Annotated in this window: 21 protein-coding genes and 1 riboswitch; of the genes, 10 read left to right on the top strand and 11 right to left on the bottom strand. The window is 35.4% G+C overall.

What is annotated here, in order from left to right; all coding sequences use genetic code 11:
* Positions 1–29: 29 nt before the first annotated feature.
* Entirely contained in the window at positions 30–800 is a 771-nt protein-coding gene (locus tag ACOCEA_RS08235) for a carboxypeptidase-like regulatory domain-containing protein (RefSeq protein ID WP_420755750.1), read from the top strand.
* A 51-nt stretch (positions 801–851) separates the two neighbouring features.
* Positions 852–2,543: an alpha-amylase family glycosyl hydrolase gene (locus ACOCEA_RS08230; protein WP_420755749.1), complete on the top strand. Its 1,692-nt coding sequence runs from the start codon at positions 852–854 to the stop codon at positions 2,541–2,543.
* Between the two features lie 2 nt (positions 2,544–2,545).
* Here the strand turns inward: ACOCEA_RS08230 and ACOCEA_RS08225 are convergent, their stop codons facing one another.
* From ACOCEA_RS08225 to ACOCEA_RS08215, 3 genes are read right to left on the bottom strand one after another with little or no spacing between them, the layout of a single operon-like run.
* A complete protein-coding gene (locus tag ACOCEA_RS08225; RefSeq protein ID WP_420755748.1) occupies positions 2,546–2,923 on the bottom strand; it encodes a VOC family protein in 378 nt (125 codons plus the stop codon).
* A gap of 2 nt (positions 2,924–2,925) precedes the next feature.
* A complete protein-coding gene (locus tag ACOCEA_RS08220) occupies positions 2,926–3,453 on the bottom strand; it encodes an SRPBCC family protein (protein WP_420755747.1) in 528 nt (175 codons plus the stop codon).
* Between the two features lie 44 nt (positions 3,454–3,497).
* Positions 3,498–4,154, bottom strand: coding sequence for a TrmH family RNA methyltransferase (locus tag ACOCEA_RS08215; protein ID WP_420755746.1), 657 nt, complete (start codon positions 4,152–4,154; stop codon positions 3,498–3,500).
* Positions 4,155–4,289: 135 nt separating this feature from the next.
* Between ACOCEA_RS08215 and ACOCEA_RS08210 the strand changes: the two genes are divergently transcribed.
* The gene (locus tag ACOCEA_RS08210) at positions 4,290–5,003 is read left to right on the top strand and encodes an SIR2 family NAD-dependent protein deacylase (protein ID WP_420755745.1); all 714 of its coding nucleotides are present in this window, start codon (positions 4,290–4,292) and stop codon (positions 5,001–5,003) included.
* On the opposite strand, the gene ACOCEA_RS08205 is transcribed toward ACOCEA_RS08210, so the two are convergent.
* Positions 4,945–5,418 (bottom strand): heme-binding domain-containing protein, encoded by a 474-nt coding sequence (locus tag ACOCEA_RS08205; protein WP_420755744.1) that lies wholly within the window; start codon positions 5,416–5,418, stop codon positions 4,945–4,947. The genes ACOCEA_RS08210 and ACOCEA_RS08205 overlap by 59 nt on opposite strands.
* 34 nt (positions 5,419–5,452) lie before the next feature.
* On the opposite strand from ACOCEA_RS08205, the gene ACOCEA_RS08200 reads away from it, so the two are divergent.
* Together ACOCEA_RS08200 and purB are read left to right on the top strand one after the other, a co-directional pair.
* A complete protein-coding gene (locus ACOCEA_RS08200) occupies positions 5,453–6,013 on the top strand; it encodes an adenylosuccinate lyase (protein ID WP_420755743.1) in 561 nt (186 codons plus the stop codon).
* A 95-nt stretch (positions 6,014–6,108) separates the two neighbouring features.
* Positions 6,109–7,452 (top strand): adenylosuccinate lyase, encoded by a 1,344-nt coding sequence (purB, locus tag ACOCEA_RS08195; RefSeq protein WP_420755742.1) that lies wholly within the window; start codon positions 6,109–6,111, stop codon positions 7,450–7,452.
* A 65-nt stretch (positions 7,453–7,517) separates the two neighbouring features.
* Here the strand turns inward: purB and ACOCEA_RS08190 are convergent, their stop codons facing one another.
* From ACOCEA_RS08190 to ACOCEA_RS08165, 6 genes are all read right to left on the bottom strand, one after another.
* The gene (locus ACOCEA_RS08190; protein ID WP_420755741.1) at positions 7,518–8,327 is read right to left on the bottom strand and encodes a mechanosensitive ion channel family protein; all 810 of its coding nucleotides are present in this window, start codon (positions 8,325–8,327) and stop codon (positions 7,518–7,520) included.
* Positions 8,328–8,481: 154 nt separating this feature from the next.
* A complete protein-coding gene (locus tag ACOCEA_RS08185; protein ID WP_420755740.1) occupies positions 8,482–9,018 on the bottom strand; it encodes a DUF4252 domain-containing protein in 537 nt (178 codons plus the stop codon).
* Positions 9,019–9,087: 69 nt separating this feature from the next.
* Entirely contained in the window at positions 9,088–9,630 is a 543-nt protein-coding gene (locus ACOCEA_RS08180; RefSeq protein ID WP_420755739.1) for a DUF4252 domain-containing protein, read from the bottom strand.
* A gap of 68 nt (positions 9,631–9,698) precedes the next feature.
* Complete coding sequence (locus ACOCEA_RS08175) at positions 9,699–10,247, bottom strand: DUF4252 domain-containing protein (RefSeq protein WP_420755738.1); 549 nt, start codon at positions 10,245–10,247, stop codon at positions 9,699–9,701.
* A 72-nt stretch (positions 10,248–10,319) separates the two neighbouring features.
* Entirely contained in the window at positions 10,320–10,754 is a 435-nt protein-coding gene (locus tag ACOCEA_RS08170) for a hypothetical protein (protein WP_420755737.1), read from the bottom strand.
* Positions 10,741–11,250, bottom strand: a complete 510-nt coding sequence (locus ACOCEA_RS08165) for an RNA polymerase sigma factor (protein WP_420755736.1) — start codon at positions 11,248–11,250, stop codon at positions 10,741–10,743. Before ACOCEA_RS08165 ends, ACOCEA_RS08170 begins: the two co-directional genes overlap by 14 nt.
* A 230-nt stretch (positions 11,251–11,480) precedes the next feature.
* Here ACOCEA_RS08165 and ACOCEA_RS08160 point away from each other — a divergent pair, with 230 nt between their 5' ends.
* Entirely contained in the window at positions 11,481–13,010 is a 1,530-nt protein-coding gene (locus ACOCEA_RS08160; protein ID WP_420755735.1) for a S41 family peptidase, read from the top strand.
* 24 nt (positions 13,011–13,034) lie between these two features.
* A complete protein-coding gene (locus tag ACOCEA_RS08155) occupies positions 13,035–14,498 on the top strand; it encodes a S41 family peptidase (protein ID WP_420755734.1) in 1,464 nt (487 codons plus the stop codon).
* 54 nt (positions 14,499–14,552) lie between these two features.
* On the opposite strand, the gene ACOCEA_RS08150 is transcribed toward ACOCEA_RS08155, so the two are convergent.
* Entirely contained in the window at positions 14,553–16,448 is a 1,896-nt protein-coding gene (locus ACOCEA_RS08150) for a TonB-dependent receptor plug domain-containing protein (RefSeq protein ID WP_420755733.1), read from the bottom strand.
* Between the two features lie 71 nt (positions 16,449–16,519).
* Positions 16,520–16,742, bottom strand: a riboswitch (cobalamin riboswitch).
* 74 nt (positions 16,743–16,816) lie between these two features.
* Here ACOCEA_RS08150 and ACOCEA_RS08145 point away from each other — a divergent pair.
* Genes ACOCEA_RS08145 through ACOCEA_RS08135 form a run of 3 tightly spaced genes read left to right on the top strand, consistent with a single transcriptional unit; the run spans position 16,817 to position 19,786 of the window.
* Positions 16,817–17,962, top strand: a complete 1,146-nt coding sequence (locus tag ACOCEA_RS08145) for an ABC transporter substrate-binding protein (RefSeq protein WP_420755732.1) — start codon at positions 16,817–16,819, stop codon at positions 17,960–17,962.
* Positions 17,963–18,994: a FecCD family ABC transporter permease gene (locus tag ACOCEA_RS08140; protein ID WP_420755731.1), complete on the top strand. Its 1,032-nt coding sequence runs from the start codon at positions 17,963–17,965 to the stop codon at positions 18,992–18,994.
* 3 nt (positions 18,995–18,997) lie between these two features.
* Complete coding sequence (locus tag ACOCEA_RS08135) at positions 18,998–19,786, top strand: ABC transporter ATP-binding protein (RefSeq protein WP_420755730.1); 789 nt, start codon at positions 18,998–19,000, stop codon at positions 19,784–19,786.
* Positions 19,787–19,818 lie beyond the last annotated feature (32 nt).

The following is a 19,818-nucleotide window of genomic DNA, read 5'->3' as shown; positions in this document are numbered from 1 at the left end:
TGTACCTTTAAAATTCACCATACAGATACATGTCCAAATATTTTTTTATTATCTCCCTATTCATCAGTTCAATAACAATAGCCCAGGAAGAGATTCAAAACAGTTCTATAACCGCTCTTGTTGTTAACGCACAAACAGATGAGGTCATGGAGAGCGTACACGTGGTTAACCTAAACCAAGTATTAGGAACAATTACGAACGATAAAGGTGAATTCACAATTACAGCTGCCGTAAACGATACCTTATATTTTTCATTCCTGGGATTCAAATCCCAAAAAATTAGGGTTACCAATGATATGTTCAAGTTTAAGGACACACAAATTGCCTTAACGGAGTTAGCATACGCATTAGAAGAAGTAATTGTTAGGCCTTACCAACTTACAGGTTATTTGGAAATAGATGTGAAGAACCTGCCCATCAACAATGCATATCAATACAGTATATCCGGACTGTCCGTAGGTTATGAAGGTGGTAATAAAAACCCCAGTGCAGTTACTAAGGTCTTAGGTGCTATCTTAAACCCTGCCGATTTATTGCGTAATCTCTTTGGAAAGAAACCCAATCAGATGCGCAAACTACGTCAAATGAAGGAGGATGATGAGATTCGAAATCTGCTCGCTTCAAAATTTGACAGGGAGACCCTAACAGAATTTCTTCAGTTGGAAAAAGTAGATATCCAGGATATTTTGAATAACTGCAATTATTCAAAATCATTTATAACCACGGCAAATGACCTACAAATTTTAGATGCCATTAGTAATTGCTACGAAGAATATAAAGTACTAAATAGGAAGAAATAAAATTTTCCAATTACAACAGCATTTTATAGCTTTAAGCAAAATACAATGCACATGAAATACCTACTTACATTCGTTGTGCTTCTTTTCATTTTTTCTTCATGTAAAACGAAAAAAGAAGAAGCAAATAACGATTCCCAAACTGTAATTGATTCATCTAAAATCGCAGAAAAACAAATTCCTTTTGTTTGGGACGGTGCAAATATTTATTTTCTACTTACTGATAGATTTAATAATGGCAACCCAGATAATGATATCAATTTCAATCGAAATAATCCTACTGGTAAATTAAGGGGATTTATGGGTGGCGATATACAAGGGATTACCCAAAAAATTGAAGAAGGTTATTTTACCGATCTAGGGATAAATGCCATTTGGTTTACTCCTGTTGTAGAACAAATACATGGAGCTACTGATGAAGGAACAGGAAATACGTATGGCTACCATGGGTATTGGACTAAAGACTGGACCGCATTAGATCCCAATTTTGGAACAAAACAAGATTTAGGTGCCTTGATAGCAACAGCCCACAAAAATGGAATTAGGGTTTTAATGGATGTAGTTTTGAACCACACAGGACCAGTTACTTCAAAAGATTCCATATGGCCAAAAGAATGGATTATTTCAGAGCCTACGTGTGAATTTACCACTTATGAGAATACTACAAATTGTACTTTGGTAAATAATTTACCAGATATTATTACAACATCAAATGAAACTGTAAAACTACCGGATGCACTTTTGGCAAAATGGAAGACTGAAGGCCGATTAAGTACGGAATTGGATGAATTACAATTATTTTTTGAACGTACGGGATACCCAAGAGCACCACGGTTTTATATTATAAAATGGCTTACAGATTATATTCATGAGTTTGGCATTGACGGTTTTAGAGTTGATACCGTTAAACATGTTAATGAGAACACATGGTCAGAGCTTTATACAGAAGCCGCCTATGCTTTTGAAACTTGGAAAAAAAAGCACCCTGGATCTGTTTTAGACAATAACGTATTTTACATGGTCGGTGAGGTTTACAATTATGGGATAACAGGAGGAAGAGATTTTGATTTTGGAGATAAAAAAGTTGATTATTTTTCGAATGGTTTTCATAGTCTCATCAACTTTGATTTAAAGAATGATGCTAAATTGGATTATGAAAACATATTTTCAAAATATAACACCCTGTTAAATACGAAGCTAAAAGATAAAGGTGTACTAAACTATTTAACTTCGCATGATGACGGGGAACCTTTTGATAAAGAACGAAAATTACCAATAAAATCTGCGAATATTTTACTATTAACCCCTGGTGCTTCACAAGTATATTATGGTGATGAAACGGCAAGAAGTTTGGTTATAGACAGTACCCAAGGCGACGCAACGTTACGCTCGTTTATGAATTGGGAAGAACTAGATAGTTTACCCCATATTCAAAAAGTTCATGAACATTGGCAGAAACTTGGTAGTTTTAGAAACCATCACCCGTCAGTAGGTGCTGGAAAACATAAAATGTTGTCCAAAAAACCCTATGTCTTTAGTAGAACTTATCTAAAAGACGATTATAAAGACAAAGTAGTTATAGGTCTTGACTTGCCAAAAGGTAAAAAGTCATTGGTCGTAAAAGGATTCTTTGGTGATGGCACTAAATTGTACGACACCTATTCCCAAACAGAGCTTTTAGTTGAAAAAGGTACAATAACATTAGAGAACGATAACGAGGTCGCCCTAATCGAAATTTTAGAATAGGATTATTGGTTTGAGTGTAGTGCTATTCTATTTCCCTCAGTATCCTTTACTAAGGCCATAAATCCATAGCCACCACCTATCCCTGTTTTTGGCTTAAGAATAGAACCTCCAGCGGCTTCTACCCTACTGAGCTCATTAACAACATCTAAACACGAAAAGTATAACACAGGACCGTGAGTTTCACTTGGTATATATTCCTTATGCTTTACTAAAGAACCAGAAGCTCCACTTTTTTCAGGATTCATAGGGAACCAACCCATCTGCAAGCCTTCTAAATCATGAATTGCAATATTTATTTCAAATACAGCATCATAAAACTGTTTAGCCCTATTCATATCAATGACAGGTATTTCAAACCAGCTTACTAAATTTTTATCCATAACTAACTTTCTAATTTGGCTTTTAACATTTCTAGGCCTTCCTCAAAATCCTTTCCTATCATTTTGTCCATATTCATAAACAACATCATAATAGTAAAAGGAAATTTATTTTTTCCTGTAAATCCCCATGTGACCTTATTTTTACCTTGGGTAATCTCCTCCAAATCTATATAACAATCAGATTCAGATTTCCATGGTTTTAAAAATCGCAACTCGCTTTCAACCCGCTTACCTTCCATAATTTTGGTAAGCTCTTGTTCTCCCTCCCCTACTGCTTTGTTGCCATTCCAATAACTAACTGCCCCTACTGCACCATCAGTTCCTATAAGTTTAGTTTCCATATCGGGATCTTTCTTAGCCCAAGGTGACCATTCCCTTTGCTTTTCCAAATACTTCAAATACGGAAATATGCGCTCATTTGAAGTATCAATTTCAATTGCCCTAGAAACATCATATGTTTTTGGTGCTATAATCGCCAAGAATACTATTAGTAAAACAATAGTGGCCAAAACGTAAAGCAGTGTAGTCATTTGTATATCAATTAGTTGGTTGCTCGTTGAAATTACTAAAAATATCAATCTGATTTATAATATCTATCCAGAATATCATCTATACTTTTAATAGACTTTTTAGTCCAATCCAATCTTTTTTCAACAACCTCTTCAGGTGAAAGCGACCAATTAAGTCCACTTCTTTTTAATTGGGCAGTTAATTGCTGTAAAATGATTGCAGCAGAAACAGATATATTTAAACTTTCAGTAAAACCTACCATGGGTATTTTTAAATAGGCATCTGCTTGTTGCATCACTTCGTCGCTTAAACCTTCTCTTTCAGTTCCAAAAAACAAGGCGATTTTATCATCAATCTTATAATCTGTTAACAGTGAACTATCATTATGTGGCGTTGTGGCCACTATCTTATATCCTTCTTGCCTCAAGGATTTAATTGCTTCACTAGAATTTGAATACCTATGCACATCTACCCATTGTTGTGCGCCCATGGCAATATTTTTATCTAAACGTTTTCCAAACCTACCCTCAATTATATGGGCATCTTGTACCCCAAATGACTCACAACTTCTTATTACTGCACTTGTATTGTGCATTTGGTATACATCCTCAATTGCCACAGTAATGTATCTTGTTCGTTGCTCTAGAATTTTAATAAAACGTTCGGAACGTTCCTTGCTAATAAAACCTTCTAAATAATGGAGAAGTTCTTCAATCATCATAAAACCAAGATAAGAAATGAAAATAAAATGAATTTATAGAATTTACCAAAAAGTATAACTTACCATTCCTTTAAGTAGTAGAAACACTTAGGCTTAACAGTATAAAAATGTATTTTAGAATTAAAATTTAAACAGATGAGAAACATTGTCGTATTAACGGGTGCAGGCGTTAGTGCTGAAAGTGGACTTAAAACTTTTAGGGATGCCAACGGCTTATGGGAAGGACATGATGTTATGGAAGTGGCTACGCCAGAAGGGTTTAAAAATAATCCAAAACTCGTGTTAGAGTTTTACAATCAACGTAGGCGGCAACTCTTGGAGGTAAAACCCAATGCTGCACATATTGCCTTAACCCGTTTGGAAGAACATTTCCAGGTTCATATTGTGACACAGAATGTGGATGATCTTCATGAACGTTCTGGTAGTAAAAATGTACTCCACCTACATGGTGAACTTCTTAAAGTACGAAGCACAAAGCCTAATTCTAAACCAATAGTATGGAAAAAAGACCTAGTTCTAGGGAACCAATGTGAAAACAATTATCAATTAAGGCCCCATGTCGTTTGGTTTGGTGAGGCGGTTCCAATGCTTGATGCAGCTATTCAAATCACCAACAAAGCCGATATTTTAATAATTATTGGAACCTCAATGCAAGTATATCCAGCTGCAAGCCTTATTGATTTTTGCCAAGATGATGTTCCTGTTTATTTCGTAGACCCCAATCCTTCTCTCTCAAATAAGCAGAAAAATAATCTAACCGTAATTTCCGAGAAGGCTGCTGTTGGTGTTCCTAATTTGGTAGCGCATTTAATTGATAAAGAATCAAAGTTTTATTTGCCCAAGCAATAATAGAATCAATTTCGATGTCTGTGAGTTTAGCATCGCCGTGAATCCAGGTGTAAGAAGGCAATGGCATCTTTTTTTCGGTGACTTCAGTTATCAATTCCTTTAGCTTATGGGCTTTTTGTTTATTACTTAAGGCATTCCATTCAGAAAAATTTAAGTGTTCCTTGCCCTCGGCAATATGTCCAGAAATCCAAAAAGATACAGGTGCTACATTATTGTACCAAGGATATTCTGTATGGTTACTATGGCAATCATAACAAGATGTAGTCAATAAATCCCTTACTTCATTGGTTGGCCTAGTTTCGGTAATAAAAGTTAGGTCATGATTAGTATGGGCTATATTTTTTTTTGGCGTGAAAAATTGCAACACAACAAAAAGCACTAGTAGGCCTAAAAAGATTTTTTTAAGTATTTTCATTGGGGGGAATTAGTACTTTAAAATTAAGAATTTTATGCAAGTCGACGAACTATATCAGGCATTAAATTATGTTGACCACTCAAGAAAAAAACGTAAGGAAATGGCTCGTTTGGCGAAAAATAATCCCTATTTAATGGGGCCTTTATTACATATTGCATTTAGAGTAAATGACCCCATATCTTCCAAAGCTTGTTGGGTTTTAGAATTTACGGCCAAAGAAGATTTAACCTATCTTTTTCCTTGGTTATCTATCTTTACTGAAAAACTTCAAGATTTTCATTTAGAGCCTTCGGTTAGACCCATTGCTAAAATCTGTGAGTATTTGGCTATCTCATATTTTAAATCCAAAAACCCTAAAACCATTAAAGCGTTAACAGATGTTCATTTAGAAAGAATGGCAACCGCTTGTTTTGATTGGCTGATCGGAAATTATAAAGTAGCCCCAAAAGCGTACTCAATGACCAGTCTTTTTCTTATTGGCCATAAATTTGATTGGATACTCCCCGAATTAAAAATGGTATTAGAGCAAAACTATCACAGTAGTAGTGCAGCATATAAAGCCCGAGCAAGAATGGTTTTAGCGAAATTGCAATAAACTTACTTATGTGTTAAGTAAGTTTAAATAGCCCTTTTAAACTATATAGGTAATAGGTATCTTTGCCCTTTTGTAATTAAACCAATCTAAACACTATGGCCCTGAACGAATTAAATGCCATTTCACCTATTGACGGTCGTTATAGGAATAAAACAGCAAGTCTTGCCCCATATTTTTCTGAAGAAGCCCTTATTAAATATAGGGTTAGGGTAGAAATTGAATATTTCATTGCACTTTGCGAAATACCCTTGCCCCAACTTGCAGATTTTGATAATTCAAAATTTAATTCCCTAAGGGATATCTATATCAATTTTAACACGAAAGATGCAATTGAAATAAAGGAAATTGAAAAGACCACAAATCACGATGTAAAGGCAGTAGAGTATTTTATTAAGAGTGCTTTTGATAGATTAGGCCTTTCCAAGCATAAAGAGTTTATACATTTTGGACTAACATCGCAGGACATAAACAATACCGCTATACCACTTTCTATTAAGGAAGCGCTAAATGATGTTTATGTGACACAGTACCTAGAAGTTTTAGAAAAGTTAAGGGAACTTAGCCAGGAATGGGCGGAAATTCCTATGCTTGCCCGTACTCATGGCCAGCCTGCTTCCCCAACACGTTTAGGTAAAGAAATAGCTGTTTTTGTTACTAGGTTAAAAGAACAGTTTAATCTTTTAAATGATATACCCAGTGCTGCAAAATTTGGTGGGGCAACTGGTAATTATAATGCGCATCAAGTAGCTTATCCACAAATAGATTGGAAAAATTTTGGCGAACAATTTGTTACAGATAAATTGGGCTTACACCACTCCTTCCCAACCACACAAATTGAACACTACGACCATATGGCCGCCTTGTTTGATGCTTTAAAACGTATTAACACCATTATTTTGGATTTGGATAGAGATTTTTGGACGTATGTCTCTATGGATTATTTCAAACAAAAAATAAAGGCTGGTGAGGTAGGTTCTTCTGCCATGCCACACAAAGTAAATCCCATTGATTTTGAAAACTCTGAGGGTAATTTAGGTATTGCCAATGCAATTTTTGAGCATTTATCTGCAAAATTACCGGTCTCAAGGCTTCAACGAGATTTAACGGATAGTACCGTTTTAAGAAATGTTGGCGTTCCATTGGCCCATACAATAATCGCATTTCAATCTACCTTAAAAGGATTAAACAAGTTGTTGTTGAATAAAGAGAAATTTGAACAAGACCTTGAAAATAACTGGGCCGTTGTAGCTGAAGCCATACAGACCATTTTAAGAAGGGAAGGATATCCAAACCCGTATGAAGCCTTAAAAGGATTAACACGTACAAATAGTAAAATCAACCAAGAGTCAATTGCGGATTTTATTGATACGCTAGATGTTTCAGATGTCATTAAGTCTGAGTTAAAACAAATAACACCAAGTAATTACACGGGCATCTAGTTCCTTTAACCCGATAAAAAGAGACCGCTGTAAAGCGGTCTCTTTTTATTTATAGACGGACTTAATTATTTATTAATTTGGACTTCGTGCGGATAAGGTATTTCAATACCCGCTTTGTCCAATGCATCTTTAGTTCCTTCTATTGTTCCAAAATATACATCCCAATAATCTTCTGGCTTACAATAGGGCCTTACGGCCAAATTAACGGAGCTATCTGCCAATTCGGCTACATTTACACTTGGTGCTGGGTCTTGTAAAACCTTGGGGTTAGATTTAAGCATTTCTAAGAGCACTTCTTTCGTCTTTTTAATATCGGAACCATAATCCACACCTACAGTGGTATCTACCCTCATTTTGCCTTCTGCAGTATAATTTATAATGTTACCATTGGCCATAGCTCCATTGGGTACAATGGCAAGTTTATTTTGAGGGGTAATTAATTTTGTTGTGAAAATCTCTATTTCCTTAACAGAACCTAGGACACCTTGTGCTTCTACCAAATCTCCAATTTTATAAGGTTTAAATATGATAAGCAACACGCCTCCAGCAAAGTTAGACAGTGAACCTTGAAGTGCTAGTCCAATAGCCAATCCTGCAGCGGCAATTACAGCAGCAAAGCTGGTTGTCTCTACACCTAAGGTAGAAATGACAGTAATAATCAAGAAAATGGTAAGTCCCCACTTGGCCAGATTTAATAAGAATTTTTGAAGAGATTTATCATATTCTTGTTTTGACATTCCCTTTTTAAGGACATTTATTACTTTCTTAATTATCCAAGAACCAATACTATAGATAAGAATAGCACCAACCACTTTTGGCCCATATTCCATTATAAAATCAATTCCTTTGTCAATCCAAACTTGTGCATTTTCCATAATAGTGTCTAATGTTTAGTGATTACAATGTTATATACAATTGGACACCAATATAGGTAGAAGGTCACAGATAAATAGGGATGTAAGACTTCACATAAGCTAAAAACCCAATATAAATATTATATCGGGTTTTTTAAATTGAGTTCTATATGTCTTAATCCTTAAACAAAGCACCAATATTTAAACCATCGGCATTAAAATTAGTGGCCTGAATTGCTTGTATAAGTTGCATAAAATGAGCAGGGTTCATGTCTTTACCAAGCACACGCACCAAGGCAAAACCTTTATCTTTGTTATCCCCAAAAATGATTACCTCATCAATTGCATCGTCATCTCCCTTATACTTAACCACGGCTCTACCAAAATCGGTATTCATTTTGATCAATTCATTAAAATCGTCATTGGCCAGTATTTCTTTAACATTTGCTTTTTCCATCTTATAATCTGCCACATTAGTAGTAGTCTTTTTAAAAGCAAGTATGTTCATCTTTTTTAAGGAACCTAATGCAACTCTTTGATCATTTGTCAAGTTAGCTTCCTCAATATTCAATATACTAGCTGGAACATCTAGGGAAATAAAATTGGGGTTCTCGGTATTGTCAACAAAATATTCCTGTAGGCTACGAGTAGATGAGCAAGCCGAAATCAAGAAAACCATCAATATTGAGATGGTAAAAATTACTTTTTTCATAATTGTATTTTTTACAGTAATAAAGGCCTACCAAAAATGATCTGGTAGGCCTGCATACTTATTTATAAATTATTTGCCCCCAGCTTTGTTAAGTTCTTGTGGTAAATCCATTTTATCTGTCAGCGTACCAATTTTATTTAGATCTATATCTCCTGTAAGACTAACCAATACCGTTTCCAATTTTCTGCCATTATGACCAATTTCCACATTATCCATACCAGAAACAAACATTAATAGTTCACTAACATGGTCCTTTTTGGCTCCGTCCCTTACATAAAACTTAACGTTTACATCCTTATCCTTAACACGCATTAACTCCTCTAGTTTAGACGATTTTAAATATTTTTTTACGGTCATTGACATGTCTGCTGAAACCTTGGAATCTTCTGTCATAAATACTTTTACGCCTTGCAGACCAGATGCCATTTCCATAAACTCTTTCGCTTCTGGGTCATCACTTACGGCTCCAATTTTAGAAACCAGATCTATCATTCCCTTGTTTACGATTACAGATCCTACATTATCCATATCCTCATATTTATCAAATATAGACTGCGCAAAACCTAATGATGGTAAAATTGCGATTAAAAATACTACTACTACTTTTTTCATGATTGTCGTTTTTTGTGTTCACCTTTTTTTGATGAACGATTAATGATTTGATGATTATTGATTACTATTTAATTACTTTTTTTACTTGCCTTTCCTAATTGGTCCCCTCCTGGTAAGTCCATTTTATCGGTCAATTTAGAAACGGACCTTAAATTTATGTCCCCTGTTAAAGAAAGTAACACTGTTTCCAGTTTTTTACCATTAATGTCTATATCCTTCATTCCGGTAACAAACATTAACAACTCTTTTACGTGATCGTCATCCTTGCCTTCTTTTACATAGAACTTCACATTGCTATCACCATCCCTCACACGCATCAATTCTTCAAAAGAGGAGCTCTTTAATCTATTGGTAACCCAGTTATCTACATCTTTAGAAATTGCTGCATCATCAGTAGTGATTACTTTAAAACTTGTGATGGAATTTACAAGCTCAAAAAATTCCTTTGCTTCAGGGTCATCTGAACTCACACTCATTTTACCTAGCATCTGGAACATTTTTGGTTGCATGGCAACAAAGGTTACTTTATCGTTATCCTCATACTTATCAAAAATATCCTGGGCAGTTGAGAAATAGGGCGCCAACGCCAATGCGCATATAAATAATATCTTTTTCATGTTTTTGTATTTAATTATTCTTGTTATCATGGTAAACCATAGGATTTAAAAGATTCTTCTAGTTTGCTACTTCTATTCTTTGGTTAAAAATTTATTCGTGTTCTTTTGAAATTCTTCCAAGTAGTTCAATTGCTCGGTTCCCTTGTTAAAGTTCATTGCCAATAGAGCAAGTGCTTCCTGTGCAGATGCAATCTCTTCTTGTGTAAATTCATCTGCCAAAGAAGTTGGTTCTGGAGTTGGACCATAAAAGTAAAAGCCTATCATGAATACCGCGACTGCTGCAATGGAAAGCCATTTATAATACTTTTTTCTAGGTTCTAATGGCACCTGCTTGGTAAAACGTTCTTGTTTTGCTACATCAAAATACTGGAACATTGGGGCGTATTGTTCTAAATGTGTTGCCACACTTTCTTTTGAAAAATAAGCCTTTAGCGTCTCCTCCTCTGCCACCGTTGTAGTTGCTTCAAAGTACTTCTCCAATAATTTTTCTATGTTATCCAATTCCATAACTGTGTTTTTGCATTAATTTTTCCCTTACGGTTTTTCTTGCCCTAGATAAGGCTACTCTAATTGCTGTTGGCTTCATGTCCAACAATTTTTCTATTTCGTCATAATCATACTGTTCTACGTCCCGCAATTGCAATACCATTTTTTGCTGTTCTGGTAATTCCTCCATTATTCTTTCTACCCAACTAATGCTGTCCCTAGCTTCTACTTGGTGTTGCAAGGATACATTTTCATCTGTATAATTACTATGTACCAATTTTAAGTTACCAGCTTGTTTGGATTTTAACCTATCCAAACAAAAGTTTTTAGTCATGGTCATTGCAAATGCCTCTACATTATTGTAACCTTCTATAGCCTTATTCTTGGACCATAACTTCAAAAGAATTTCCTGTGTTGCATCCTCTGCTTCTTCAGATGACACTAACAAGCGTTTCGCTAATCGGTACATCCTATCCTTAAAAGGCATTACCACATTTAAAAATTCAGCTTGCTTCATTGTTGGCTTGGTTGTTCTAAAACCTTCTTAAAGGTCTACATATGGAAGACGATATTCATCGAATTTTGTTACAATTTATTTTTTTAAACTGCTTTCATTAGTAAATTTAACATCCTTAGAATAGGTTTTTACGTATGTAATTGAAAAAATAATCCCATATTATTGGTTCCTTTTATATGGTATAATTATTGTTCCAGCTAAAAAGTTGCAAATTAAATTGAAGAAAAGCTATGAAAAAATTATTGTTGGTATTCCTGTTTCTTGGGGTATTATCCACATCATGTAATAAAAATGATGACAATCCTATAATTGAGGAAGAAATTGCTGTGGAGGATGTTGTTGAGGAAGAAGTTGTTGAGGAAGTCGATATCAATGTCCAAAATTTTTTATGGCAAACTTTAAATGCCTATTACTTTTGGCAAGGTCAAGTACCGGCTTTAGCAGATAGTAGATTTTCAACGCAATCTGAGTACGAAGATTATTTAACATCCAACCCAAACCCAGAGGATTTCATTAGTAACAAACTTCTTTTTTCAGAAGATCGATTTACTTTTTGGAGTGATGATTATCAAGATTTGACAAATTCGATCGCAGGAATTCGTAAGTCGAACGGGCTTGAATTCGGACTGTCACTTATTGGTGACACTGATGATGTTTTTGGATATGTGGAGTATGTCATAAAAAATTCCGACGCTTCTACAAAGGACATAAAGCGAGGCGATGTCTTTATAGGTGTAAATGGCACAAGACTCAATAGAAATAATTATATAGATTTATTATTTGGTAATGCCGATACCTATACGTTGAATATGGCCGAAATGACCAATAATACCATTAGTCCTATCGATAAAGAAGTTTCCTTAACAAAGGAAGAAGCATTAGTAGAAGACCCCATACATGTAAACACCATTTTAAATATTGGTGATAAGCGCATCGGGTATTTAATGTACAATTTTTTCACCTTAGATTCTGGAGATGAATTAAACCAAGTATTTGCCAATTTCAAAAGTCAGAATATAACTGATTTGGTAGTAGACCTAAGGTACAATCCTGGTGGTCGTGGATCTACGGCCAGTATTTTAGCTAGTTTGATTTATGGTCCAAATACAGATCAGTTATTTTTTAAAACTACCTATAATTCAAAAATAGAGGCGCAATTTGACTCTGGGGCACTTGATAATAACTTTGTTAGTACCACAGGAACTGAAAATGGGGGTATGAACGAAGCTCTTAATTCCCTTAATTTAAATAAAGTATATATATTGGCAACTGAAGCTTCGGCATCGGCAAGTGAACTGGTTATGGTAGGGTTAGAACCTTATCTAGATGTTGTTCACATTGGTACTACTACGGTAGGAAAAAATCAAGGCTCTATACTTTTTGTAGATGATTTTGACAATGGTAATTTTTATGATAAAGAAAGGGAAGGCCAGATTAACCCCAATAACAAGTGGGGCTTACAACCTATAGTAAGTCAGGTTCAGAACAGCGCAGGATTTTCAGATTATGCAGATGGACTTTTGCCTGATATAGAATTAGATGAAGATATTACCAATTTAGGCGTTTTGGGAGATCAAAATGAACCACTTTTGGCAAGGGCAATCCAAGAAATTACTGGGGTAAGTGCTAAAATTAGTTTTGAGGTTGTATATCCCCCTTCTTTAATTTCGAGCTCCAAACTAGTTGACCCAAAAACCACTTCATTGATTTTAAATCAAACAGCGGTTCCTTCGATAAAATGGAATCTACCAAATAATTAAGCTGTCCCAATATATTATTTATAAATGAAAAAGTTAATCCCCATTTTTATTTTACTGTTCATGCTATCTTGTTCTAAGGACAATGAGTTGGACATTCCTGGAACAATAAATCCAAACTCTGATCAAGTACAGACTCAGGATTTTATGTGGAAGGCAATGAATTTTTGGTATTTCTGGCAGGCCGATGTAACTGACTTGGCCGATGACAGATTTCAAGATTCTGAGACATACACTGCTTTTTTAGCATCCGAAAGTGATCCTGGTGCTTTTTTTGACAATAAATTGCTATTTACAGAAGATAGATTTAGTTTTTATAATGAAGATTATAGAGTGCTTACGCAGTCCTTGGCAGGTATCTCAAAAAGTAATGGACTTGAATTTGGTCTTGTACGTAAAAGGGATAGTGAAGATGTTTTTGGTTATGTACGTTATATAATTCCAAATTCTGATGCCGCAACCAAGACAATAAAACGCGGTGATTTGTTCACTGGGGTCAATGGACAAACGTTGAATATCAACAATTACATTTCCCTATTATTTAGTGATAATGATACCTATACGTTGAATATGGCAGATTTTGTAAATAATGATGTTGTACAAAATGATGTTGAGGTTACTTTAACCAAACAAGAGGCATTGGCAGAAAATCCTGTTTTTCTCGCTAAATCCTTTGAGATAAATGGTATTAAAATTGGTTATCTAATGTACAATCAATTTACCAATGAATATGACGATGACCTCTATGACGCCATTGCCGATTTAAAAATAGCAGGTATATCAGAATTCATTATTGATTTAAGATACAATCCAGGTGGTTCTGTTAATACCACTAGATTGTTGGCAAGTATGATTTATGATACCAATACATCTAACTTATTTTTAAGAAAAAGATATAATGACAAAGTACAAGTCCAATTATCTACGAGTCAGTTGGAGGTATATTTTGCTGATAAAGTTGGTAGTAGAACAATAACCTCGCTGGATTTAAGCAAACTTTATGTTCTTACCTCTGCCAGTTCTGCATCTGCCAGTGAATTATTGATCAATAGCTTGGAGCCCTATATTGATGTTGTTCATATTGGAGATGTCACTAGGGGGAAAAATGAATTTTCTACGACATTGGTAGACGATAGGGATAATTCCTATTTATATACACCCTCAAGAACAAATAACATCAATTCTAATAATGAGTGGGCCATACAGCCACTTTTAGGAAGAAATGAGAACGCAGATGGCTTCTCTGACTTTACCAGTGGTTTAGTTCCAGATATAGAACTTAAGGAAGATTATGGCAATCTAGGTATTATTGGCGATATAGATGAGCCACTTTTAGCTAGGGCCTTACAGGAAATTATCGGTGCAACCGGAAAAAGGGATTTCACTGTTAAAAACCCAATTGAGCTCTTAAGTAGCTCAAAAATGTATAGTCCCTTTAAGGATAAAATGATAGATGACACACACTATAACAGTACGGTATCTTTTCAATAAATAGAGGCATTAATACTATTTAAAAAGAGCGACCTAATGGTCGCTCTTTTGTATTTATAATTTTAAGGTAAATCCTATCCTAACATTTCTACCAAGAGTGGTATAATCTACCAACTCCACATAATCTTCATTAAAAAGATTATTGATTGATGCAAACAATCTGAATTTATTGTTGAAATCATGTTTTGCGTAAAAATCCAATACTGTAAATGGCTCCAAATCTATGGTACTGAATGTCTTAAAATCGGCATCAGAACGTTCGGAAACAAATTGTACTGCTAGGGAGAAATAGGTATTCCTACTAAAAGTGTATCCTACACTACCATTTACTTTGCTTTTTGGTATTCGTAATGCCAAACCATCTTGTGCATCCGTATAGGTGTAGTTGGTAGCAATAGTTAAATTTTCAAATGGTTTTAACTGCAGCTCAAATTCAACACCATGCAGTACTACTTTCTCTGCCAGATTTCTATATTGACTTTCAAATGTCTCTTGGTCTATGGTCATATACGTAATTCTATCTTCCTCTACCCTATTAAAATAAACTCCGCTAAGTCTCAAATTATCGGATAGTCTAAATTCCATACCACCTTCTATGGTAGTATTGGTTTCTGGGTTCAAATCAGGGTTAGCTCCAAACGGACCATATAATTGCGACAAATTAGGGGCAATAAATGAAGTCGCATAAGACCCCATTAATTTTATATACCCTTGTTGCATTCTTAAACGAAATGATGGATTTATATTATAAATTAAGTGGTTACCATAGGTACTATGGTTGTTTAAACGAGCTCCTGCATTTACGTTCAATCCTTTATTACCAATAAATACAGCATTTATATATGGGTCTACCGACATGACATTTTCATCATCAATAAATCCGGTAACATGGTCTATTAGATTAACACCTATAATTGTATGCACTTTATCATTAATGGTATATTTATTAAAAATATCAAACACCAAAGATTCTGAATTATAGGTCGATGGGAAGCTAGATTTAAAGCTTCTATCAATTTGGTTAAATGCAGATCTTAATGCTAGGCTGCCTTTTTTATAGTTATATGTGGATGATAAACTAAATCTTGATGTTTCGTTATTAAAGAGAAAATCTGCATCGGCAATAGGGTAACCATTATCAAATTCAGTATTCATTTTATGATAATAGGTTGCCATTTCTATGTTGAATCGGTCCGTAAATTGATATCCCAACGTTACATTCGCATCAATTCTAGAAAATACATCTGGTTCTGTACCTATTGCTGCCGACAAGCCATCGGTGTGCTGATGTCCACCATTAGCTAAAACAGAAAGCTTATCACGTTTAAACATCAACTGCAACGAATTTGAAAAATCAGAGATATTATAATCTTGCTTGTTTTGGGATTGATTTGTGCCTAAACTACTACGTACCTCAAGAGCAGTACCATTTTCCTTTGCCTTTTTTGTAGTAATATTAATTACGGCCGTCGCAGCCGAGTTACCGTAAAGTGTGCTTGCTGCTCCTTTAAGGATCTCAATACTTTCAATCTGCGAGATATTCAACATACGTAAATCATATTCTGCATTTACGTTAGATGGATCAGAGACTTGTATGCCATCTATTACCACCAAAACCTGCCTGTTATTCCCACCTCTTGCAAAAACCGAAATGTTTTGCCCTGCATAACTTCTGGCTCCATTTACCTCAATACCACTTTTGGTATTTATGAGCTCTGCTATAGTTCTCCCTTGGTAGCGTTCCAATTCCTGGGCAGAAATTTGTATTACGGTTTTACCGGAATTTTCCCTTTTTATAACAAAACGGGAATCACTGACCACTACTTCATCCAATTGTTGGATATTCATGGAATCACTTTTCACATTTTCCTTACTAATTTCCAAGGATTGTGCAATCATTTTAGTGCCTAGCAATGCCACAACACTAAAGCCAATTAGCTTTTTGTTCATTTTTTTAATCTCTTGTCCGAGCGAATAGTATGTCTGTACCCATACGAAAACCTTTATCCCGAAAGTTTAACAATAGTTGTTTGAATATGGCAGGTCTCCTGACTTGCGTACTATCATTGACCTTCCCGTTCAACAGAACAGTGGTGTTTGAAGAAAATGATAGCCACCAAAACGAAAAAGAATTTCATCTTGGCAAAGCATACAGTTGCGGGAACAGTTCTGGATTTTCACCAGATTCCCTTTTAATCGATATAAACCCCATGTCTATATCAAACCAAAATTCATGGCGAAAATAATCATTTTGTTTAACGTCGCAACGAGACATCAAATAATATTACTTTTGGATATTCAATAAAAAACAATCTAATTTGAAACAGCTTTCCCTTTTTTTATTTGTTCTCCTACATGTAGCATGTAAATCCGATAAAAAAGAAATTATATCAGAAAAAGGCATCCCAAATAATGTAAGAATTACACATGCTACCGGTTTTACGATAGAAAAAACAGCTAATGGTATTACATTAATTAAAATAACCTCACCTTGGCCCAATGCAGAAGCATCCTTTACGTATGCGCTAATTCCAAAAGAAAAATTAAGGACAATACCCTTGGAAAAAGAAAAATATGACGCTATTATACCAACCCCAGTAGAAACTATAGTGGTTACCTCTACAACGCATATTCCCGCCTTGGATGCCTTAGGTGTTCTAGACAAACTCATAGGCTTCCCGGACACTAAATATATCTCATCGGAAAAAGCCAACAACTATGTAGCATTGGGTAAAATAAAAGATATAGGAATCAATGAATCCCTTAATACAGAACTTACCATTGCCCTACAGCCAGAAGTTTTGGTTGGCTTTGGTGTAAACGGTCAAAATTCGACCTATGAAACATTAAAACGTTCCAATATTCCTGTGGTGTATAATGGAGACTGGACAGAGGCGACTCCATTAGGAAAAGCGGAATGGATAAAATTCTTTGCACCTTTTTTTGATAAGGAAAAAGAAGCCGAACTTATTTTTTCCAAAATACAAACCGCGTATAATGAGGTAAAACAAATTGCTTCAAAAGCTAAAAACAGGCCGACGGTACTGAGTGGTGCCATGTATAAAGATGTTTGGTATTTGCCCGGTGGCAATAGTTGGGCAGCTCAATTTATAAAAGATGCAAATGCAGATTACCTTTGGAAAGATAATTTAGATACCGGTAGCCTATCCTTAAGTTGGGAACATGTATTACAGAAGGCTAAGGATGCCGACTATTGGATTTCCCCTGCGCAATTCATTTCTTATGAAGACATGATCAATACAAGTTCGCATTACAAAGAATTTGCTTCCTTTACCAATAAAACTATTTATACTTTCGCTAATACCATAGGTGCTTCGGGAGGTATATTGTATTATGAGTTAGCTCCCCAACGTCCAGATTTGGTTTTAAGGGACCTCGTTTATATTTTGCATCCAGAACTTTTGCCGGACCACGATCCATTCTTTTTTAAACTTGTACAATAATTGAAAAATATAACGTCACCACTGTCAACTTTCATTCTCCTAGCATTTCTGTTGGTTGTGCTGTTTTTTATCAATCTTAGTATTGGCTCGGTTACCATTTCCCTCAATGATACCTTCAATGCGATTTTTGGTCAAGAAGTATCCCATACATCATTTGAGTATATTATTTGGAACTATCGCATTCCAAAAGCCGTAACTGCTATTTTAGCAGGTAGTGGGTTGGCGTTATGTGGCCTTTTAATGCAAACCTTATTTAGGAACCCGTTGGCTGGACCTTTTGTTTTAGGAATCAGCTCTGGGGCTAGTTTAGGTGCTGCACTGCTTATTATGGGTTTATCTTTATTTTCAGGTTCGATCGCTTTTAGTTTAAGTGATCATCTTGCCTTGGCCATTGCCTCTAGTTTAGGTAGTTTTTTAGTTCTTTTGGTAGTAATGGGCGTTGCTGTAAAAGTAAAGGATACCATGTCACTTTTAATAATTGGACTAATGTTCGGTAGCCTAACTGCTGCCATAGTTAGTATACTTTCATTTCTCGCCAAAGCGGAACAATTACAGAGGTATGTTTTTTGGACTTTTGGCAGTCTGGGAGATTTATCATGGAACCAAATCTATATTTTAATGGTTATGGTTTTTGTAGGAATACTAGTAAGCATACGTTGTATTAAATCCTTGAATAGCTATCTTATTGGAGAGAATTACGCCAAAAGTATGGGGGTCAACTTAAAAAAATCGCGATTTACCATTATAGCCGCTACTGGTTTGCTGGCTGGTAGCATCACTGCTTTTGCCGGACCAATTGCCTTTATAGGATTGGCAGTCCCACATTTGACCAGACAACTATTTAACACTACGGATCATAAAATATTGCTGCCAGCAGTTTTAATCAATGGAGGTATTATAGTATTGGTTTGTGATATGGTAGCCCAATTACCAGGCTCTGTTAAAGTGCTACCTATCAATGCCATTACGAGCTTAATTGGTGCTCCAGTAGTAATTTGGCTCTTGATGAGAAAAAAAAATATAGTTTTTTAAAAAGTGACAATTAATCAAACAAAGAAACATATCACCCTAAGTACAAAAGACCTGAGTATTGGTTACACATCTGTACAGGTATGTAACCGCATTAATTTTGCCCTTACCCAAGGGGAGCTTACAGCAATTGTTGGCGTTAATGGTATTGGTAAATCTACCCTGTTGCGAACGCTCGCAAATTTTCAGCCAAAACTATCAGGTAGCATTAAAGTCCTTGGAAAAAACTTGGAAGCATACACACCATTGACACTTGCGTCAGTTATAAGTGTGGTTCTCACAGAACCCTTGGCCACCAAGAACATGACCGTATACGAGCTTATTTCTTTGGGTAGACAGCCCTATACCAATTGGCTGGGTAGTTTATCGCAACGAGACAAGAATAAAATAAAGGATGTTATTGACTTGCTCGATTTAAATATCCTCAAGAACAAAAAGTGCTTTGAGCTAAGTGATGGTCAATTACAACGTGTACTTATTGGAAGGGCCTTAGTACAGGATACAGATATTATTTTACTAGATGAGCCCACAACGCATCTAGACCTGTACCACAAAGTGCAGCTACTGAAGTTATTACGCTTTATAGCACATGAAACCCAAAAAACAATCATCTTTACAAGTCATGAAATAGAATTGGCCATACAACTATGTGACAAAATGTTGATTTTAGATGGTAAAGAAAATCCTTTTGACCAACCTTGTACACTCATTGAAAAAAATGCTTTTATAAACTTATTTCCAACCGATACGGTTACCTTTGAAAGAGAAACAGGTACTTTCCGAATTAAGAAGTAACCTGTATCTTTACTTATGAATACAATGATGAA

Source organism: Maribacter luteocoastalis (genome assembly GCF_048890225.1).
GTDB lineage: Bacteria > Bacteroidota > Bacteroidia > Flavobacteriales > Flavobacteriaceae > Maribacter > Maribacter luteocoastalis.
The sequence above is the reverse complement of the archived record's forward strand: the minus strand, read 5'-3'. Positions and strand labels throughout refer to the sequence as shown.

Bases quoted from the DNA above. Each gene is read 5' to 3' on its own strand.
- ACOCEA_RS08235 (WP_420755750.1), top strand. From the start codon at position 30: ATGTCCAAATATTTTTTTATTATCTCCCTATTCATCAGTTCAATAACA.
- ACOCEA_RS08230 (WP_420755749.1), top strand. From the start codon at position 852: ATGAAATACCTACTTACATTCGTTGTGCTTCTTTTCATTTTTTCTTCA.
- ACOCEA_RS08225 (WP_420755748.1), bottom strand. From the start codon at position 2,923: ATGGATAAAAATTTAGTAAGCTGGTTTGAAATACCTGTCATTGATATG.
- ACOCEA_RS08220 (WP_420755747.1), bottom strand. From the start codon at position 3,453: ATGACTACACTGCTTTACGTTTTGGCCACTATTGTTTTACTAATAGTA.
- ACOCEA_RS08215 (WP_420755746.1), bottom strand. From the start codon at position 4,154: ATGATGATTGAAGAACTTCTCCATTATTTAGAAGGTTTTATTAGCAAG.
- ACOCEA_RS08210 (WP_420755745.1), top strand. From the start codon at position 4,290: ATGAGAAACATTGTCGTATTAACGGGTGCAGGCGTTAGTGCTGAAAGT.
- ACOCEA_RS08205 (WP_420755744.1), bottom strand. From the start codon at position 5,418: ATGAAAATACTTAAAAAAATCTTTTTAGGCCTACTAGTGCTTTTTGTT.
- ACOCEA_RS08200 (WP_420755743.1), top strand. From the start codon at position 5,453: ATGCAAGTCGACGAACTATATCAGGCATTAAATTATGTTGACCACTCA.
- purB (WP_420755742.1), top strand. From the start codon at position 6,109: ATGGCCCTGAACGAATTAAATGCCATTTCACCTATTGACGGTCGTTAT.
- ACOCEA_RS08190 (WP_420755741.1), bottom strand. From the start codon at position 8,327: ATGGAAAATGCACAAGTTTGGATTGACAAAGGAATTGATTTTATAATG.
- ACOCEA_RS08185 (WP_420755740.1), bottom strand. From the start codon at position 9,018: ATGAAAAAAGTAATTTTTACCATCTCAATATTGATGGTTTTCTTGATT.
- ACOCEA_RS08180 (WP_420755739.1), bottom strand. From the start codon at position 9,630: ATGAAAAAAGTAGTAGTAGTATTTTTAATCGCAATTTTACCATCATTA.
- ACOCEA_RS08175 (WP_420755738.1), bottom strand. From the start codon at position 10,247: ATGAAAAAGATATTATTTATATGCGCATTGGCGTTGGCGCCCTATTTC.
- ACOCEA_RS08170 (WP_420755737.1), bottom strand. From the start codon at position 10,754: ATGGAATTGGATAACATAGAAAAATTATTGGAGAAGTACTTTGAAGCA.
- ACOCEA_RS08165 (WP_420755736.1), bottom strand. From the start codon at position 11,250: ATGAAGCAAGCTGAATTTTTAAATGTGGTAATGCCTTTTAAGGATAGG.
- ACOCEA_RS08160 (WP_420755735.1), top strand. From the start codon at position 11,481: ATGAAAAAATTATTGTTGGTATTCCTGTTTCTTGGGGTATTATCCACA.
- ACOCEA_RS08155 (WP_420755734.1), top strand. From the start codon at position 13,035: ATGAAAAAGTTAATCCCCATTTTTATTTTACTGTTCATGCTATCTTGT.
- ACOCEA_RS08150 (WP_420755733.1), bottom strand. From the start codon at position 16,448: ATGAACAAAAAGCTAATTGGCTTTAGTGTTGTGGCATTGCTAGGCACT.